The organism is Edaphosphingomonas laterariae, assembly GCF_900188165.1.
Lineage (GTDB): Bacteria > Pseudomonadota > Alphaproteobacteria > Sphingomonadales > Sphingomonadaceae > Sphingomonas_E > Sphingomonas_E laterariae.
The window spans coordinates 22396-39460 of record NZ_FZOS01000026.1 but is presented as its reverse complement, the minus strand read 5'-3'; the positions used below and the strand labels follow the sequence as shown (position 1 = coordinate 39460).

14 protein-coding genes are annotated in these 17065 nt (G+C 62.9%); 13 read left to right on the top strand and 1 reads right to left on the bottom strand.

Annotated elements, in window-relative coordinates:
• Positions 1-30 precede the first annotated feature (30 nt).
• From CHB74_RS17070 to CHB74_RS17025, 10 genes are all read left to right on the top strand, one after another.
• A complete protein-coding gene (locus tag CHB74_RS17070) occupies positions 31-729 on the top strand; it encodes a VirB8 family type IV secretion system protein (RefSeq protein ID WP_089220793.1) in 699 nt (232 codons plus the stop codon).
• Entirely contained in the window at positions 726-1583 is an 858-nt protein-coding gene (gene virB9 / locus CHB74_RS17065) for a P-type conjugative transfer protein VirB9 (RefSeq protein WP_089220792.1), read from the top strand. The genes CHB74_RS17070 and virB9 overlap by 4 nt, the downstream gene beginning before the upstream one ends.
• 3 nt (positions 1584-1586) lie before the next feature.
• Positions 1587-2816 (top strand): type IV secretion system protein VirB10, encoded by a 1230-nt coding sequence (virB10, locus tag CHB74_RS17060; protein ID WP_089220791.1) that lies wholly within the window; start codon positions 1587-1589, stop codon positions 2814-2816.
• Between the two features lie 3 nt (positions 2817-2819).
• Positions 2820-3824 carry a P-type DNA transfer ATPase VirB11 gene (gene virB11 / locus CHB74_RS17055; RefSeq protein WP_089220790.1) on the top strand — a complete coding sequence of 335 codons (1005 nt, stop codon included), beginning with the start codon at positions 2820-2822 and terminating at the stop codon, positions 3822-3824.
• A complete protein-coding gene (locus tag CHB74_RS17050) occupies positions 3808-5772 on the top strand; it encodes a type IV secretory system conjugative DNA transfer family protein (RefSeq protein ID WP_089220789.1) in 1965 nt (654 codons plus the stop codon). The genes virB11 and CHB74_RS17050 overlap by 17 nt, the downstream gene beginning before the upstream one ends.
• Complete coding sequence (locus CHB74_RS17045; RefSeq protein WP_089220788.1) at positions 5762-6646, top strand: LPD7 domain-containing protein; 885 nt, start codon at positions 5762-5764, stop codon at positions 6644-6646. Before CHB74_RS17050 ends, CHB74_RS17045 begins: the two co-directional genes overlap by 11 nt.
• A gap of 353 nt (positions 6647-6999) precedes the next feature.
• On the top strand, positions 7000-8235 hold the full coding sequence (locus CHB74_RS17040) for an EVE domain-containing protein (RefSeq protein ID WP_089220787.1): 1236 nt from the start codon (positions 7000-7002) through the stop codon (positions 8233-8235).
• 36 nt (positions 8236-8271) lie between these two features.
• Positions 8272-9195, top strand: coding sequence for an aminotransferase (locus tag CHB74_RS17035; RefSeq protein ID WP_218821454.1), 924 nt, complete (start codon positions 8272-8274; stop codon positions 9193-9195).
• Positions 9195-12896 carry a DEAD/DEAH box helicase gene (locus tag CHB74_RS17030; protein WP_089220785.1) on the top strand — a complete coding sequence of 1234 codons (3702 nt, stop codon included), beginning with the start codon at positions 9195-9197 and terminating at the stop codon, positions 12894-12896. Before CHB74_RS17035 ends, CHB74_RS17030 begins: the two co-directional genes overlap by 1 nt.
• A gap of 6 nt (positions 12897-12902) precedes the next feature.
• Positions 12903-13826, top strand: coding sequence for a DUF2726 domain-containing protein (locus CHB74_RS17025; RefSeq protein WP_089220784.1), 924 nt, complete (start codon positions 12903-12905; stop codon positions 13824-13826).
• 12 nt (positions 13827-13838) lie between these two features.
• Here the strand turns inward: CHB74_RS17025 and CHB74_RS17020 are convergent, their stop codons facing one another.
• Positions 13839-14582 (bottom strand): helix-turn-helix domain-containing protein, encoded by a 744-nt coding sequence (locus CHB74_RS17020; RefSeq protein ID WP_179220890.1) that lies wholly within the window; start codon positions 14580-14582, stop codon positions 13839-13841.
• A 222-nt stretch (positions 14583-14804) separates the two neighbouring features.
• Here CHB74_RS17020 and CHB74_RS17015 point away from each other — a divergent pair, with 222 nt between their 5' ends.
• The 3 genes from CHB74_RS17015 (at position 14805) to CHB74_RS17005 (ending at position 17017) form a co-directional block, all read left to right on the top strand.
• Complete coding sequence (locus CHB74_RS17015) at positions 14805-15986, top strand: hypothetical protein (RefSeq protein ID WP_089220782.1); 1182 nt, start codon at positions 14805-14807, stop codon at positions 15984-15986.
• A gap of 80 nt (positions 15987-16066) precedes the next feature.
• On the top strand, positions 16067-16444 hold the full coding sequence (locus tag CHB74_RS17010) for a hypothetical protein (RefSeq protein ID WP_144033835.1): 378 nt from the start codon (positions 16067-16069) through the stop codon (positions 16442-16444).
• Positions 16445-16465: 21 nt separating this feature from the next.
• Positions 16466-17017, top strand: a complete 552-nt coding sequence (locus CHB74_RS17005; protein WP_089220780.1) for a hypothetical protein — start codon at positions 16466-16468, stop codon at positions 17015-17017.
• Positions 17018-17065: the final 48 nt, after the last annotated feature.

The window sequence follows — 17065 nt, the reverse complement described above, 5'->3', positions numbered from 1 at the left end:
AGGTCTCGTTCGCACCTAGGGAGCCGCGCTATGCGAGCTGCTGATGATCAATCGGAGGCCGTGCCGGCGTCGGGATTGCAGCGCTATTTCCGAGACGCGCGAAGCTGGGATCAGGACAGAATCCGGAACGCGCTGCGCTCGACCCGTATCGCGTGGAGCATCGCAGTCATCGCCTCGCTCCTGGCTGCGGCATCGATCTTTGCGGTTGCCGCATTGACGCCCCTCAAAACCGTCGTGCCCTATGTTATTCGCGTCAATCAGACCACCGGCGCAGTGGACGTCCAGACCGCGCTCACCCAGCGGCCGATGCGCTATGATGAGGCGGTCACCAAATATTTCCTCGCCCAGTATGTGAGAACCCGCGAAAGCTGGATTCCGGCAGCGGCCGAGGAAAACTTTCGGTTTGTGACTATCCTCTCGCAACCGACCGAGCAGCAGCGCTGGGCGCGCTTTTACAGCAGCAACAATGGTGCAAGTCCCCAAAATGTCTGGGGCAAGAATGCGGTCGTGCAAGCGCGCGTTCGCAACATTGCCTTCATCAACGATCGGGTCGCCAACGTCCGCTTCACCCGGACAGTCCTGACCGAGACCGACACGCAGAACACCGATTGGATCGCCACGATCACATTCGCCTACGCCAACGCGCCCATGGCGGAGGGCGATCGCTACCGGAACCCGCTGGGATTCCAGGTCGAGAACTACCGTGCCGATCCGGAGGTGATCCGGTGAAGGCGCTCTCTGCCGTCATCATTTGCGCGCTCGTACCCGTAGCGGCGGCGCGCGCGGTCGAGGTTCCGCGAGGTGCTGCATCAGACCCGCGGGTCAAGTTCGTCGAATATGAGGAGACCCAGGTCTATCGGATTGTCGGCACCTTCCGGACGGCAACACAAATTGTCTTGAGCGACGATGAGACGATCCAGCATGTCGCGCTCGGCGATACGGTCTCATGGGAGGTGGCCGTTGCCGGCCATATCCTCTTCCTCAAACCCCGCGAGCGGGCCGGACCGACCAATCTCATAGTCACCACGTCGCGAGGCGGCGAACTGCGCAGCTATGCATTTGAGCTGACCGCCCGGAGCGGGCCCATCACGGGCCGCAACGGGCAAGCCTATTTTCAGGTCCGGTTCCGATACCCCAAGGATGACGCCGCACGCGCGGAGCGTCTCAGGGCCGCGCAGATGGCCATGCAGGCGGCTACCCTGGAGGCCCGGGCCGTTCGCGGCGCCCTTGATCACGCGGTCATCGAGGGGCCTCGCAACATGAACTACAAGGTTCAGGGCGCCAGCGAGCTCCAGCCGTCGGAAGTCTCCGACAACGGGCAGTTCACGGTCCTGCGTTTCCCGGCGAACCGCGAAGTGCCAGCTATATATCTGGTGCGACCCGACGGGTCGGAAACGCTGGTCCCCTTCGACGTCCGCGACGAATTCGTCGTCGTCCATCTAGTGGCGCGTCAATTGCGCCTTCGGCGAGGCGGGGAGGTGCTGTGCATCTATAATCAGGCACCGGAGCCTTATGGGGCCGACCATGGGACGAACACCGGCTCGCCCCATGTCGAGCGCACCATCACACATCCGCAGGAATGAGCCATGGCCGAAGATCCATCCCCTGTTTCGCGCCCTCTGCCCGGCGCCGATGTCACACCGGAAAGGGACGAGATTCTGCACGAGCGCGGTATCGAGCCGATCGGCGGAATGACGCCTGCCAAGCGCAATACGGCTCTGATTTTTGCCGGCACCGCAATGGTGCTCGGCATCTTGTGGGTGAATTCCGGGACAAGCCAGCAGGCCTCCAATCGTGATCTCACGGCCCCGGGCGGGGCGGCCCGTGAACGGCGCGATATCGTCGCGCGGGAAACCGTCGATTACGCAGCCGTTGCGCCGCAGCCTCGACCGTTGGGCGTCGGCGGAAGCGATCCCAACGCGCCGGTTCTCAATCCTCAAACGGCCGTTCCTGGCCCCGACGGTCAGATCGTCCCTGCCATGCAGGCGGGAGCCGCGCCGGGACCGACAGGAGGGGCGGCGGCCCGGCCCAACCTCGCTGACCAGGCGCGACGGTCTACACTCATCGCCTATGGCGGGCGCAATCTCGGCGGCAGGCCCTCTCAGGACCCAGCGGGAGTTCCCTCGGGCGCGCAACCGGCCGAGATTTCAGGAATTCCAGCGAGTGCCGAGGGCGGGGCGCCCAACGCGCTGGACGTGCTGCGGCAGAGTTCGGCGATCGGCGAAGCGCGAGCCTCGATGCTCCCCAATCGGAACTTCCTGATCACCGCGGGCACATTGATCCCTTGCGTCCTTCAGACGGCCATCAACTCCGCGCAGCCTGGATATACATCCTGCCTGATCCCCCGCGATGTCTACTCCGAGAATGGCCGGGTCGTGCTGATGGAAAAGGGTACGCGCGTGCTCGGCGAATATCGCGGGGGGATCCAACAAGGGCAGAACCGCCTCTTTGTGCTTTGGACGCGGGCGGTGACGCCGCAAGGCGTCCGCATCGACCTTGCCTCGCCTGGTTCCGATGCCCTTGGGCGCGCCGGGCTCGCTGGGGCGGTCGACAGCTTCTTCTGGGCACGGTTCGGCGGCGCGCTCCTGCTCTCCCTCGTCGATGATGCCGCCTATATTGCCGGGCAGGCCGCCTCGAGCGGCAACGGCAATTTCAACAATGTGACGCGCGCGCCGAGCGAAGGCGCCGCGATCGCGCTGCAGAACAACATCAACATCCGGCCGGTGCTGAAGAAGAACCAGGGCGAGGAGGTCGGTATCTTCGTAGCCAAAGACTTCAACTTCGCCGACGTCTACAATTTGGAACTGCGGCGGTAAGCCATGCGCGACACCGCGGTCCTTCGCCACTATCTCGAACCGCTCCTTCCGCTGCTGGAGCCGGATGATGTAACCGAGCTAGTCATCAACCGCCCGGGCGAGGCAGGAATCGAGGATCGGCAGGGGTGGCGATGGCATGAGCTGTCTGAACTCGACAGCGAGTGGCTTGGAACGCTCGCCGTCGCCGCCGCAAGCTTCACGCACCAGGACATCGATGGGCAGACGCCGATCTGTTCGACCGTGCTACCGGGTGGGGAGCGCTGCCAGATTGTGATCCCGTCGGTGACGCCGAGCGGCTGCCCTTCCTTTACGATACGCAAACCCTCGACCGTAACCCTGCCGATCGACCAGCTCGCACGCGCGGGCCTCTTTGACACGACGCGCGTGAGCGCCCGGGGGCTCACCGAAACCGACGCCGAGTTGGTCGCCCTGCGTGACGCGGGCGATTGGCCAGCCTTCTTCAAAGTCGCGGTCGCGGCGCGCAAGAATATCCTCGTTAGCGGCGCAACCGGGTCGGGCAAGACGACTTTGGCAAAGGCGCTCGTTCAGCTTATTCCGCACGGCGAACGACTGCTTACGATCGAGGACACGCGCGAACTCATCGTGCCCCATCGCAATGTCGTTCACATGGTCTATTCGAGCGAAGGGCAGGGCCTTGCAAAGGTCGGTCCCAAGCAACTCCTCGAAAGCGCGATGCGCATGCGCCCGGACCGCATCCTCCTGCAGGAGCTGCGCGATGGCACCGCCTTCTTCTACCTGCGCAACGTCAACTCCGGGCACCCTGGGTCGATCACCACGGTTCATGCCGGCTCGGCTGCGGGCGCATTCGAGCAGCTGACGCTACTCGTCAAGGAGTCCGAGGGCGGCCGCGATCTCGCGCGCGATGACATCCGCGGACTGCTCCGAATGCTGATTGATGTTGTCGTCCAGACCCGGCGTCATGGCGGCCGTTTCGAGGTGGAGGAGGTCTACTTCCAACCAAAGGTGGGCGATGCCGGGGCAGCGTAATCGTTGGGCGGTCGGCCTGTCCGTCGCCGGCGGGGCGTTGCTGTGCTGCGCCATCGCCGTGCTGGTCGCCCTCTTTGGACTGGGCCAGGTCGGCCCCAACACGGACATCACCGCCTTGCCCGCGTGGCTGTGGTACTATCGGGCGGACCCGTTGCTTATCGAGTGGTTGAAGCGCGGGGCGCTCGCGGGCGCCGTTGTGGTCGGGATAGTCGCGATCGCGATCTTGCGCCGCGGGCCGGCGTTGCACGGTACAGCCCGCTTTGCGCGCGAGGGCGAAATCCGGCGGGAAGGGCTCCGCGCCGCTGCCGGGATCGTCGTTGGTCGCAAGGCTGGACGTTTCCTGATATTCGGCGGGAGCGAGCATGTCCTGCTCGAGGCGCCCACGCGCGCGGGGAAGGGCGTCGGCGTCGTCATACCGAATCTGCTGACCTGGCCGGACTCGGTGGTCGTGCTCGACGTGAAGCGGGAGAATTGGGGTGCAAGCGCGGGCTATCGTGCGCGCGCCGGACAGGCTGTGCACCTGTTCGACCCGCTCGACGTGGAGGGGCGGACGGCACGGTACAACCCTCTGGCGCACATCAGGCGGACCGATGACACCGAGGTCGTCAACGAGCTGCAGAAGATCGCGGGTATGCTTTTTCCGGCGCCGGAGCGATCCGATCCATTCTGGGCGGAGGCCGCGCGAGCGGCCTTCATCGGCGTCGGCGCCCTGGTCGCATCCAATCCGGGCCTGCCTTTCACGATCGGCGAGATCTATCGCCGCCTTACGACCGGTGATCCCAAAAGCGACCTTCCCGTAACGCTTCAGGAGACCCGCAGGGTCGGCCAGCGCCTCAGCCAAGCGTGCGTGTCCGCGATCCAGGATTTTGCCTCGGCCTCGGACAATACATTCTCGGGTATCAAGCAGACGATCACGGCCCGGCTCAACCTCTGGCTGAACCCCATGGTGGATGCCGCTACCTCGGAGAGTGACTTCGACCTGCGCGAGGTGCGGCGTCGGCGCATGTCGATTTACCTCGGCGTGTCGCCGGACAATATCGACCGCATCGCGCCGATCTACAGCCTGTTTCTGCAACAGCTTGTGGATCTCAACACCCGCGACCTTCCTGATGGCGCGAGCAATATCCCGGTCCTGGTCCTGCTCGACGAGTTTGCCAGGCTCGGAAAAGCCTCGGTGATTGCAAGCGGCTTCTCCTACGTCGCCGGCTACGGCCTGCGCCTGGTTCCGGTCATTCAGAGCCGATCCCAGCTTCGCGCCATCTACGGTCCCGACGTCACCGACGAGATCATCGCCAATTGCGGCCTTGAAGTGGTCTTCACGCCGAAGGAACTGAAGGTCGCGAACGAACTTTCCGAGCGGCTCGGCTTTTTCACGATGAACGTGAAATCCCGCAGCCGCACCATCCACGGACTGCTGGCGAACCGAAGCATCTCGGAATCTGACCAGCGCCGCGCGCTCCTGCTGCCCCAAGAGCTCATGCAGCTGCCGAAAAGCGAGCTCCTGCTTCTCCGCGCCGGCATCCCCCCAATTCGAGGGCGCAAGATCGCCTATTACCGGATGCCGCGCTTCACGCGGCGGGTGATTGCTCCGCCCCTGCTGTCCGCACGTCCAATTGCGGCAATGCTTTCTGCCCCCGCGCCGGCTTCAGCGCAGCATGGCGCTGGCACGCCTGAACGGAGCGGCACCCAACCGCAACCAGCGACAAGCTCGGGGGGCGCCATACAGGAGGAAATAGCGATGCGGGAAATGACCGACGCCGAGCTGGCGGGCGCCGCCGAGATAACGGATGACATGCTGGTTCTAAGCGACCTGGCCGAACTGCCGCCGCCGGGCGATGAGGCCGCCGCGATCGCCTTCGTATCGGCGATGGTCGAGCGAGCGCTTGTGCCACCGACCGGGCCGGCCTCCATATCAGTAATGCAGGAAAGGGCAGCCCATGTCCGCTGAAAAATCCGAGAACCCGCGTAATGCCAGGAAACGCGGCAATGCCATTTCAATCGGTGAGGGTCCCTCCTCGACGCGTTCTAAGACCGGCGCGCCCGACCGCATCCCCGAAGCACCTGAGGCCCGCGGCACTGCCAGGGAGAAGGGTCAGCCACCTTCCCGATCGGTTTCGACCGGCGACATGCCTGAGGCGCTGCAAAAACGCTACTTTTCGTCGACCAGCAAATGGTCGGGCGAGCCGGCTTACTTCACGACGGCCCAGGCCAAAGAACCTGCATTTCGGGACCAGGGGCGACGCCTTGTCACCTCGAACGAGAGCGAAGAGGTTGTGCGTGATCTCGTCGCCATCGCGCGCCATCGCGGCTGGTCGAACGTTCATGTCACCGGCAGCGAGGCCTTCCGCCGGGCGGCATGGCTCGAGGCCAGCCGCCAAGGCTTGGAAGTGCACGGATATCGGCCGAACGAGCGCGATCTGCAAGAGCTGGACCGCCTTCGGCGAGACAATAGCCGCAACAGCATCGCGCCGGCGACCGTTCCGCCAGTCGCCCAGAAGTCCGGTCGAGATGAGGCACACGCTCGCGAGCGGTCCGCGCGATCCCGTCCGGCCGCGGCCGGGTACAGAAACGAACGAGCCGCGCAAAGTCAGCTGAGGATCATCGAGGCGGTGGTGCGAACCGCATTATTCGACGATCCTGCGGCGATCTCACGGGTGATGAACGTCGCGACCAAGAAACTACAAAGCCACATCGAGCAGGGTCATCATATTCGCCCTGCCATGGTCAGGGAAGCGCGCGAGCGAAAGCCGGTCGAAGTTGCATCTACCCGACAGGAATCGTCTAAGGTTCACCCGCCTATCCAGCGATCTCGCAGCCGATAAAAACCAGCCCCATCATTCCACGGTTCCAGATTCGCTCAGCAGCACTCTATCGAGAATTTCAGCATTGCCCCGTCCGTCGGGAATGGCGGACAATTTGGAAAGTCGTCTAGTGGGAAGCTGAACCTGAAAAGCGGTCATTCGATCCCCAGGCCGACCCAAATCCCCAATGTCTCAGTTGCATGCCGCAAAGGTGACACAGTGGGAAGCACGATTGAGGGAAAGCGACAGTGGGTCCAGAATCCGAAGCAAAAAACACGACGGGGGCAAGCCAATCGCGACAAGATAAACTGAAGATACTATGGTGATCGTCTAGGCGCGGGGGCGCCCAACGTGACCGGATTTTGGCGGGGGATATGCAGGAAGACGCCTATAGGGCCTGGCTAGGGACTCTTCCGATCGTCGACAAGACAACGGGCAACCAGACTTCGCGCATTCACCGGCTGGAAATCGCATTTGGCGACCTTGATGTCGCTTTCGACGCCGACGGGATGGCGGCGGTGATCGCTGCGCTCCAATATTCCAGCAAGGACGGCGCGGCGAAAAAACCGCTCCCACCCGGCATTGTCTCGAAAGGCGATTACTACCGAACGATGTCGACGCTGCGCCATGCCGCAGGCAAATATCGCTCGTTTCGCATGTGGCAGGCAGCAAGCCAGCCCGTCATGGCGGTTCCCGAGACCTTCGCGCCGCTGGCACAACCGAAATCCGCTCCGGGCCGATCGGTCCCACCGACGGGATACTGGATTTTCCAGGCCAATCCCACGCGGTGGGATGCTGATGCGTGGGCATCATCGGGCGAGAGGTCGTTGCTCTATTATGTGACTCCGCATGATCGCGATTTGATCCAGCTCGGCGATCTTGGCGTGATCCGCCGAACGGCCCATCAGGGGACTCCGGCTGCGATCGTAGCGCTGGTCGAAGTCGTGGAGGCTACCAAGCAACAGCCTGAGCCCGATCCCAAATTCTTTATCGACCCGGTGCTTGGCGCAAAGCCAGAATATCGCGTGCGCCTCGAGCGCCTCGCCACATTCGATGCGCCCGTCATCGCGAAGGACCTACCAGGCGACGATATTTTCGACCTGCTGCGCAAAGGCCTGCAATGGGCAACGACCCCATTTCCGGCAGCCGGCTTCGCCCATCTGGCGCAGCTGGCCGAGTTCACACCGCTCGACCTGACGGCGATCCGAGGTTCGCGCTCCCACGCAGGGCTGACGGCGTTGCAAGCGATGACCGCAAGCCTTCCTCCGAAGCGGCGCGTCGTGGTCAGCCGTCGGATCGAGCGCGGGCCGATCGGCGACAAGGTGAAAGCTGCACGCAAGCACCGCTGCCAGGTCTGCGAGGCGCTCGGCCGCGACGCGGTCGCGTTCGTCAAAAGCAGCGGTGAGCCTTATGCCGAAGCGCATCATGTGATCCTGGTGAGCACGCTGCAGGCTGGTGTGCTTGAAGCTACGAACGTCATGGTGCTGTGCCCCAATCATCATCGCCAGGCACATTACGGCGTGTTCGACGTGCTCGCGGCCGATGGCGCGGGCTGGACCATCATGGTCGACGGCGAGACGTTGACCATCCCCCAGACCGCGATCTGGTGAGGCTCAATACAAATGCTCCATAACTGTCCTCCCCCGATGCTCCTCCTCAACCGCTGGCTGCGGGGCGCCGCCCGAATGAACGGCAATTACGGACATCTGCTGTTCGAGCAAGCGGAGCCGATCGATGATGGGGTGGTCGCCGAGCTACGGCCCTATTTCGAGTCCGCGCACCTCGACGCGCGTGACGTGTTTCACCGCGCCGCCCGGATCGACTTGCATCCCGATGCCGATGGACCGGGTGGTAATGCGCAATATCCCAATTGTCTTCCGGCGACTGCCAAGAAGGGTCTGTTCGGCGAAGTGATGGCCGGGCTGATGACCCAAGCCTACCAGTTCGTCGGCGGTCACCAATGGTCGATTCCGATCTTCCTGTTTCGGTATCACGCGGAGGTCGAGGCCTATATCTTCGATCTCGCGCGGGATCCGGCGCGCGTCCGGGAAATCTCCGGCCGCCACGGTAACGACTTTATCGCGCTCGGGATCGATCCTGCCACCGGCGAAGTGGTGCGGCTCATCGCCGGCGAGGCCAAATGGCGCGCTTCGCTCACGCCAAGCGTGATGGACGAGATGATGCTCGGCGGCTGGACTGGTCCGCCAGAGGCGCGGGTCCGGGCCAATGATGGCGTCTGGAATGAGCTCAACCGCGGTCTGGCGGCGCCGCAGGGCCTGGAGCAGATGCACCGCTTGCTGTGCGAGAAGGCACGCGAGCAATATGCCGAGGCGATCGTGTCGCTCGATCGCGCTCTGCTGATCGGCGCTGCCCCGCTTCCGCGAACCGATTTGATCTTCGTGGCCGGGAATAAAGCCGCCCGACGAAATCCCGGCGAGACCTACCTGCCGGGTGCCGCGCCACCAGCGGAATATACTGCGGGGCGGCCACTCCAGGTCGTCGAACTCGTTGTCGAGGGTGGCGTCGATCTCATCGAGCGGCTTTATCGCTCGCTCTGGGTCAACCCCTGATGGCGCGGCTCGATGAACAGCGCCGCGCGCTGGCGATGAACATTCGCTTCAATCGCGCCGCCGAGAATGAGTTGACGCCCGCACAGGCCCGCTTGTTCGTTCGAAGCCTGCAAACCTCATGGCAGGTGCCGCCGATCGCATGGGGGCCGCGAGAATCGCATGAGCAGTTCGATGATGCGCGCCGGCTTCTGCATGCGGCAGGGATCTTTCGTGAGATCGACGGCGAGGGCTCGCCGGAATCGCTCGGCTGCTATCGACGCGCGGCAGAGCTGCTCGAATGGCTCGCGCGATCCTCCGATCCGGTGACGCGCGACGTGCCCGTTGGCTTGCTCGCGGCAGGCGCATACCAGATGGCAGGATTGCCGGCGATGGCGACGAGTCTGCTGCGCCAGGGTCGCCACGGCGGCGGCGTCGCGGAGATCTTCGCCGCCTTCCTCGGCGCGGATTTCGAGCGGCTGCTCGCGCGCACCGCGGCTTTTTGGAATGACCACGCAGCGCTGACCGGCCGCGACGGCTCGGGGCCGTTATTGGCCGTCGAAGACGAAGCGGATACCGAAACGGACGACCCTGCCGAGGACGATGCCCAAGCCGCTTTCGTGGTGGGTGAACCGGATGCGGGCGATGCACCGCCCGCGGACAGCAAGATCGGCTGGTATGTGGTGGTCGAGCTGGTGAGGGCCGTCGGTCTCATCGGCGACAGCCTGCGCAGAGGCAATGATGGCAGGCTCGCCCAGGCCATCGACAAATTGTCTGGGCTCAGCGCGCTGGCGACGCGCCTATCCAGCGATGAGCTATGGATCCTGATCAACCTTGTTGAGGCGACCGCGAGGCGCTTTGCGGCCAACAGCCTGCATGGCCGCGTTGCGCGGCTCGCCGCGCGCGCGCCCGAGCAGCAGCTTCGTATGTGGCGGTTCGCCCGCGAGCAGTTCGCCCGCGGACGAGGTGTCTTGTGGACGTCGCAGGTCCAGGGTCTCGAGCGTCTGATCGCGAGCGACAGGTTTGCCCTCTGTACGCCGACTGGATCGGGGAAGACGCTTGTCGCCAATCTGGCGATCGTGAAGGAGCTGCTCCTCGTTGACGCTCCACCAGGGCAAGCGCCGCTGGCGCTGTATCTCGTGCCATCGCGGGCCTTGGCGAGCGAGGTGGAAGCAAAGCTGACGGCTGAGCTGGGGAGCGACCTGATCGTGACCGGCCTCTATGGTGGGGCAGACTGGGGCATCACCGACTATTGGCTGACCGCCGATCGCCCCGTGGTGCTGATCGCAACCGTCGAGAAGGCCGAGGCGCTAATGCGCTATGTCGGCCACTTACTCGTCCAGCGGCTGCGCCTTCTCATCATCGACGAGGCGCATCAGGTGGTTAGCGAGGGCGACGCCGGGGCGCAGGAAGAGCTTGCCTCACACAGCAGCCGCGCGATGCGGCTTGAGGCAATGGTGTCACGACTGCTGGCGATAAAGCCCGACATGGCGCGGATCGCGTTGACTGCGGTCGCTGGCGGCGCCGCGCTCCCGGTTGCCCAGTGGATTGAAGGCCGGATGGACGCGACGCCGGTTGGGCTCAGTTATCGCAGTAGCCGACAGCTGATTGGCGGGCTGCGGGTCGATTCCCGGCGCGCACCGGAAGCCGTGCTCGACATCATGAACGGGCAGACACTCTATGTTCGCGGGCGTGACACACCGGTCTACCTGCCGCTGCGCATCCCGGCGATGCCGCTTCCTGCCGCGATCATCCGGAACAGCTTGCCGCACTACAATCAGCTCTATGTATTGTGGACCGCGCTGCATCTGCTCGAGGGCAATCGGCGCGTTTTGATATCAGTGGCCCAGTCGCCCGAGCGGCTGATGAAGCGCTATGCAGAGGCGTTCGACCTCCCCGGCTGGCAGAACGTGCCGCCTTTCACACCTCCTGCCGACCTTGATGGACAAGCGCGCTTTCAGGAGACCCGCGCGGCCTGCGTCGATTATTGCGGCGCGCAGTCGTTCGAGGTGCGGTTGCTCGATCACGGCATCGCCACGAGCCATGGCCAGATGCCGCAGCGGCTTCGCCGACTTATGACAGATCTGATCGACCGGAGAATCTGTCCCGTCACGCTGGCGACCGCGACATTGACGGAAGGCGTGAACCTGCCGTTCGACATCATATTCCTGACCAGCCTGGAACGGCGAAGCTTTGACGCGCAGGCGCAACAGCCGATTGTCGTGCCGATGTCGACCGCGGAATTCCGCAACCTAGCGGGTCGGGCCGGACGGCCGGGTGCCGCCGAATCAATCGAGGGCATCACGCTGGTAGCTGTACCGGAGGCGCCCTCGACTACGGCACCGGGACAACGCAACGAGCAGCTAAATCAAATCCAGAGGGCGACGCGGGACTATAACAACCTACTCGGCCGGCTTCAGGCTGAAGATGCAGGTGGTGTCGTCCACAGCCCGCTCGTCGTCTTGTTGCGCTCGATCTGGCAAAAGGCAGCGGCGCAGCTCGGCTTGCAGACGTTGGAGCAGTTCCTGGCCTGGCTGGAAGCCACGTTGCCCGAAGCGGCCGGCGCCAATCTCGGCGTCGGGTCGCGAACAACGGCTGACCAGCTCGGCGACAGCCTTGATGAGCTTGACGGGTTTCTTCTCGCCGCAAGCGAGGAACTGACGCGGATTGAGCTGGTGGGGATAGATGGTGCTCGAACCGAAGCGTTCCTGCGCGCCCTGTGGCAACGCACATTCGCTCGGGTCGCCGCCGCCGAGGAAGCATGGCTGGAGGCAAGTTTCATCAAGCGGGGGCGCGCATTTGTCGAGAGGCTCTACCCGGATCCCCAGCAACGGCGGCGGCTCTATCAATATGGATTCACGCCCTATATCGGCCGCCGCTTCGAGCTGGTCGCCCCGCAGCTGATCGCCGAGCTTCAGGGGGCGGCCGAGTATGGTACGTGGACGGCTGAGCAGCGTTTCGCTTTGCTGGTCCGGCTGGGTGAGCGGGTACGTGCCGAGCCCGGGATCGGCTTTCGGGTCCGCGACACGGCCGGCGACCAGCTCGTTCTCGCCAACTGGCGCGGCGTCGTTGGATGGTGGATGCAATTGCCAGGCGCGGTTGCACCTGACGCCGAGCGCCTGCGTGCGTGGCAGCGGTTCGTCACCGAAAATGTCGAGTTCAAACTTGGGGTCGCGGTTGGCGCAGCGGTGGCGCAGGCTTGGGGTCAGAACGCCGGCGCGCTGGAAACGCCCACTCTCGAAACATGGCGCGCAACTAGCGGACTGCCCTGGGTCGGGTTCTGGTTCCGCGAGCTGCTGCGTTGGGGAACGCTCGATCCCTTCGTCGCCTTCGCGCTTGCGCAGGGGTTGGCGGGAACGCGCGAGGAAGCAGCCGCTCGGCGTCCAGCGTTCGAAGCCTGGCTTGTGCAGGAGGGATTCGATCGCGACCCGGAGACGCTGATAGATCCGCAACGCTTCCTTGCGTGGCAGCGGTCGCTCGCGGCAGATAGAGATGCCGTCGACGTGGTACGGGCGAGCGTTGCGCAGCTCACGCATGTGGATGGGCGGCGCGGATCCTATGATGTGCGCCCCATCGTTCGCACGGACGGGATCGACTGGATCGATGCGGCGGGATACTCGGTCGCCCGCTCGCCTTACTCCGCCGCATTGTTGACCGGCCGCCCCGATCGGCACGATTTCAGGGTGACTGCTTGGCCAGCGGTCGAAGTGACCCGGACTTTCTGACGCGCCATGAAGAAACGCCTTTCAAACCTCAACGAGCAACGCATGTATGAGGAGATCATCGGTACGGTTGGCCATTACCGGGCGGAGATCTACCGCAAGGTCCGTGTCGCGGACGTCGTCGATATCAGCGCTCTCCCGACACGTGCCACTGGGACCTATGCATTGCAGGCGCATTTCGACATCTGCGTGTGTGACGAGGATCAGATACCCGAGTTCGTTATCGAGTTCGACGGTGGCGGGCATGATCCGCAGCATGACGAGAAAAAGGACGCGATCGCTGTCGCGGCTAGTCTTGCTATGTTTCGGATCGACGAGACCCTGCTCAACCGCGACCAGCGAGGCATGACTTTCCTCCAATATCTCGTCCACACATGGTTCCTGGGCAGGGAGTTTCGGCGCATGCGCGAGACTGGCGAGATGCCTGCGGACGAACCCTTCGTCATGAGTGGTTTCCTCAAGCCCGACGCCAAAAATATCTTCGACTCCGAATTTGATTTCAGGATGCCGGCCATCGGCAAGCTGAGCCGTATCATGAAGCGCGCAGGACATTGGACCGGTCCCCTCGACCATCTCGGAATGTCGTCGCTCATTATGGGACGCGATGACTCCAGCTTCATCGCATTCGCGGCCGTTCGGCTCGGCGCCAGCGTCGCCTGCGGACGTGCGAGGATCAACGTCGGCACGCCGTGCCTCGGCGGTCTTGAGGAGCTGCCGTTCGGCTGGTCGGCGCTCTCCGACTTTTGCGAAGGCTTGGTGGTCGAGGATCTATGCGACAGCGTCGAGATGACGCTGGCTGGCGGCGGCCATGTTGCTCTGCGCCATGATGATGTGCTTGGTGAAATTCGTGAACTGCAGAACAACGGCTATCATCTGCTGCGCGGCATGAGCGGGCCGGAATCGCCTTCGCTGGAGCTTGCAAAGCGGCCCTAGGGCGTGCGCATTTCAGCGCGCCGGCGGCGGCTCATCAACTTCCATAGCGGTGATCCAGTTCTCGAACGTGTCAGGTTGCGGCGGAAAAATCACTTCGGACCCGGGGTTTTCCCATTTTCCGAGCCCATCCATCACATAAGCGCGATCGATCATCTCGTCCTTAGTGCCGACGCGCAGCACCCCACGGACATAGTCCCATTGGCCCATCAGGATCGGCTGGCCCGCGCCGCAATCGTCATCGACTTCGTAGGCGGTGACGGTGAAACTGGCGCCAGTCACCAGCAGTCCGCGCTCCGCCATGGCCCTCAACAACTGGGTCGCTTCTAGCTCGAGCGTCACCTGGGCCACCGCACCAGACGGAATGCGCTCCGGTCCCAGCGGTGCGCACCAGGCCTGCAGCCGCTCAACAAGCTCCGCCTGCTCAAGGTCGGTGAGCTCGACAAAGCCGAAGTCCAAAGACTCGCTGCGGCCGATCAGGCGAACGAGATGGCGCCCCGTGCTGATCGTCTCGAGGGGCAAATAGGGCTGGTCATCCTGTGCGCTGACGGCGCAGGTCAGGTCGGTCGCTTGCAAGTCGAAGGCAGCGGCAAGCGATGCGATAGTGTCGGCCGACAGCCGCTCGCCTCGCTCAGCGCGCTGGATTGTCGCAAGACCAAGCCCGGAGCGCGCGACCAGATCGTCCTGGGTCATCGCCCGCTCTTTCCGCAGCTTCTTCACACGATCGCCCAGTGCCATGATGGGTGTATAGTGATTCATCCTCGGTTCCTCCATTGTTGGTGGACGGATTGTCGCGGAACTGGTGCCCTTCAGAACACTGCAGCCAGCCTCAACATGGACATCACTCGATGATGCCCACGTTCGAGCGGGGCGCGTATTCGTTCACAATGGAAGACGCAGCCGGGGGAATTAAAATTGGTGTCTTGAACCCAAATTGATGCTGGCCTAGATTGGTGTCGCAACACCAATTGCGAGGCTGCAATGGAACTGCCCAGCGTCACCACCGCGCGCGCCGCTGAAATCGTAGGAATCGGCTATGAAGGCCTACGGTCTCAGCTCAAGCGTGGCTTGCTCAAGAACGTCGGTGTGATGGCGCCCTTCTATGGTCGCGATACCGAAGCTGAAGTCCTCTATGCCAAGCGGTGGCGCTGGTCGAAGTTTGGCGTCCCCGATCTTTGCCTGATGCGGGTCGCGAAGCTGTTGATGGATGCAGGTTGCTCGTTCGACGTCGCAAACGACATCGCCTCGAGTGAGGAATTGTGGCGATGGTTCAATCACGCCAGCGACCTTGCGGGAGCCTATCTGACCGTCATTCCGGGGCTGAACAGCTACTGCCTATACCGGCCGGAAGAGTATGAACGGCTGACCGCAGACCATGCTGACTACGGGGACACCGTGATTCTGGTGAGCCTCGGCGCGATCTATGGAGAAGTGACCGGGGCCGTTGCCGAACGTATCGACGTGGACATATCGGAAATTGTGGACCGTGCTGCGGTTGAAGCGCTCTGCGAGCAGCTGGCTGAAGAGGAAGGTCTCGAGATTTCCGAGTTGACGGCGAGGTTGGCGGACCTGTTCGATCGCCCGCGCGACGAGATCATGTCACAGCTGCTCGCCGAACGGCGCCCGCCCTGGAAAGTCCTGACCGATGAGGTCATCCCGATCAGCGACTTCCTGCGGACACAGGGTATCACATCCGGGCGAATTCGCTTTCCTCAAGACGATAAGGCCTATGATGCATGGGTGAAGCGCGACGGTGGGGATTGGGAGGGTATTGAAGCAACCGTTGCACTGGCGCGCTCGCAAATCCTTCTGGCGAATGCTCAACGCGGCGAAAAGGTGAAGGCGGGTTTTCTCGGCTTGCCGGACAAGACAGCTGGTCCTGTCGTTGCGGCAGCGCTGAAGCGTCCGCGGGTCATGCATTCGCGGCGAGGTGTGGAGGCCCAGGTCGAAGCCGGTATCCGCGCGAGTTTGGTGACGAAGAACAAGCCGCAGAAGTATAGTGGCGGCACGCTCCTCATCTCTGCGCAGCTGATGCGCCTACCGGACGATGGCTGGGACGAAATGGGCGAGCGAATCCGCGATGATGCCAAGGAGATGCCGTTCGATGAAGTTCATGTCATCGACGATCGGCAGGAGCCACCGCGAGTACTTCGATTGAAATGAAATTTTGACGTTAGCTAAGAACCTGGAGCAGCACCGGCTTTCCCTGCACGGGCGCCTCCATGCAAGACAGGAACGAGAACGTGGAAGAGATCGACTTACGGATCGCCGGGGCGATTGCCGCACAGGGGAGACGGCAAGATCAGGCGCCTTCAGCAGAGATCCTCACTCTGCTGTCGGAATTGGCCGATGAGGGTCGTATCGCCGACCTGTCGATAGCCTTCTCGGCCTTCGCGCGCGCTCATCCCGCCAATGCCCCCCATGTCCTGGGCCAGATCGCGGCAAAGGTTGTGAATCGATATTATTATCTAAGACTTAAACTGCCTCGGAAAGCGATCGAGCGCTGGCAAATCGACCACCCCGATTGGGCGGACACCTTTCGCGACCATATCAATGATAGCTCCGGGTTCGTGGCCGTGGTTGAGAATGGGGCCGCCTTGATCCGGCGCCTAGACAGATGATCCTGTTCGAGACGCGCAGCCATGTCTCTTAAGCAACGAGAAGCACTCGTCGATGATATCGTGGAGAAGCAGCCCTCCCTACGCGGGTTTGTGCGCGACCTTTCGACAGACTTGACCGCAGGATCCTGGGATCTGGTGTCGTACAGCTTTCAACGCGGTTTCGAAGCAATGTGGGATTTGGCACGGGCCGATCACACTGGATTGCTGCAGAGACCTTTGCTCGTGCTTTGGCGACAAAGCGTCGAACTCGCGATCAAGTCGGCGGTCCTTGAGATCGCGGGCCGAATCGACGGCAGACCGGACCACAATCTTCAATCGCTGTTTGAACAGTTGCTCCAGGTTCGCGCTGCGGCAGGCTGCTGCGACAACGACGTTCTTGCCCGAGACGTCCAGGCGATGGTTACCTTGGTCCAGTCCTTCGATCCTTTTGCGGATCGCTTCCGCTACCCGGCCGAGAAGGGGGGCAAACCGTACAAGGGGTTTGACGTCGATTTAGATGAGTTGTTCCAGGCGCACTGGATCATTGTAACCTGGTGCGAAGGTGGTGTCGTCGAACTCAAGGGAGATTTTTGATTAGGCGCCGGTGACGCAAACGCGATGCCAATTTGTAGTGGATACATC

What these genes read in the sequence shown, in the direction of transcription:
- CHB74_RS17035 (WP_218821454.1), top strand. Translation starts at nt 8,272, where the DNA reads ATGCTCCTCCTCAACCGCTGGCTGCGGGGCGCCGCCCGAATGAACGGC.
- CHB74_RS17040 (WP_089220787.1), top strand. Translation starts at nt 7,000, where the DNA reads ATGCAGGAAGACGCCTATAGGGCCTGGCTAGGGACTCTTCCGATCGTC.
- virB10 (WP_089220791.1), top strand. Translation starts at nt 1,587, where the DNA reads ATGGCCGAAGATCCATCCCCTGTTTCGCGCCCTCTGCCCGGCGCCGAT.
- CHB74_RS17070 (WP_089220793.1), top strand. Translation starts at nt 31, where the DNA reads ATGCGAGCTGCTGATGATCAATCGGAGGCCGTGCCGGCGTCGGGATTG.
- CHB74_RS17015 (WP_089220782.1), top strand. Translation starts at nt 14,805, where the DNA reads ATGGAACTGCCCAGCGTCACCACCGCGCGCGCCGCTGAAATCGTAGGA.
- CHB74_RS17045 (WP_089220788.1), top strand. Translation starts at nt 5,762, where the DNA reads ATGTCCGCTGAAAAATCCGAGAACCCGCGTAATGCCAGGAAACGCGGC.
- CHB74_RS17050 (WP_089220789.1), top strand. Translation starts at nt 3,808, where the DNA reads ATGCCGGGGCAGCGTAATCGTTGGGCGGTCGGCCTGTCCGTCGCCGGC.
- CHB74_RS17025 (WP_089220784.1), top strand. Translation starts at nt 12,903, where the DNA reads ATGAAGAAACGCCTTTCAAACCTCAACGAGCAACGCATGTATGAGGAG.
- CHB74_RS17030 (WP_089220785.1), top strand. Translation starts at nt 9,195, where the DNA reads ATGGCGCGGCTCGATGAACAGCGCCGCGCGCTGGCGATGAACATTCGC.
- CHB74_RS17005 (WP_089220780.1), top strand. Translation starts at nt 16,466, where the DNA reads ATGTCTCTTAAGCAACGAGAAGCACTCGTCGATGATATCGTGGAGAAG.
- virB11 (WP_089220790.1), top strand. Translation starts at nt 2,820, where the DNA reads ATGCGCGACACCGCGGTCCTTCGCCACTATCTCGAACCGCTCCTTCCG.
- CHB74_RS17020 (WP_179220890.1), bottom strand. Translation starts at nt 14,582, where the DNA reads ATGAATCACTATACACCCATCATGGCACTGGGCGATCGTGTGAAGAAG.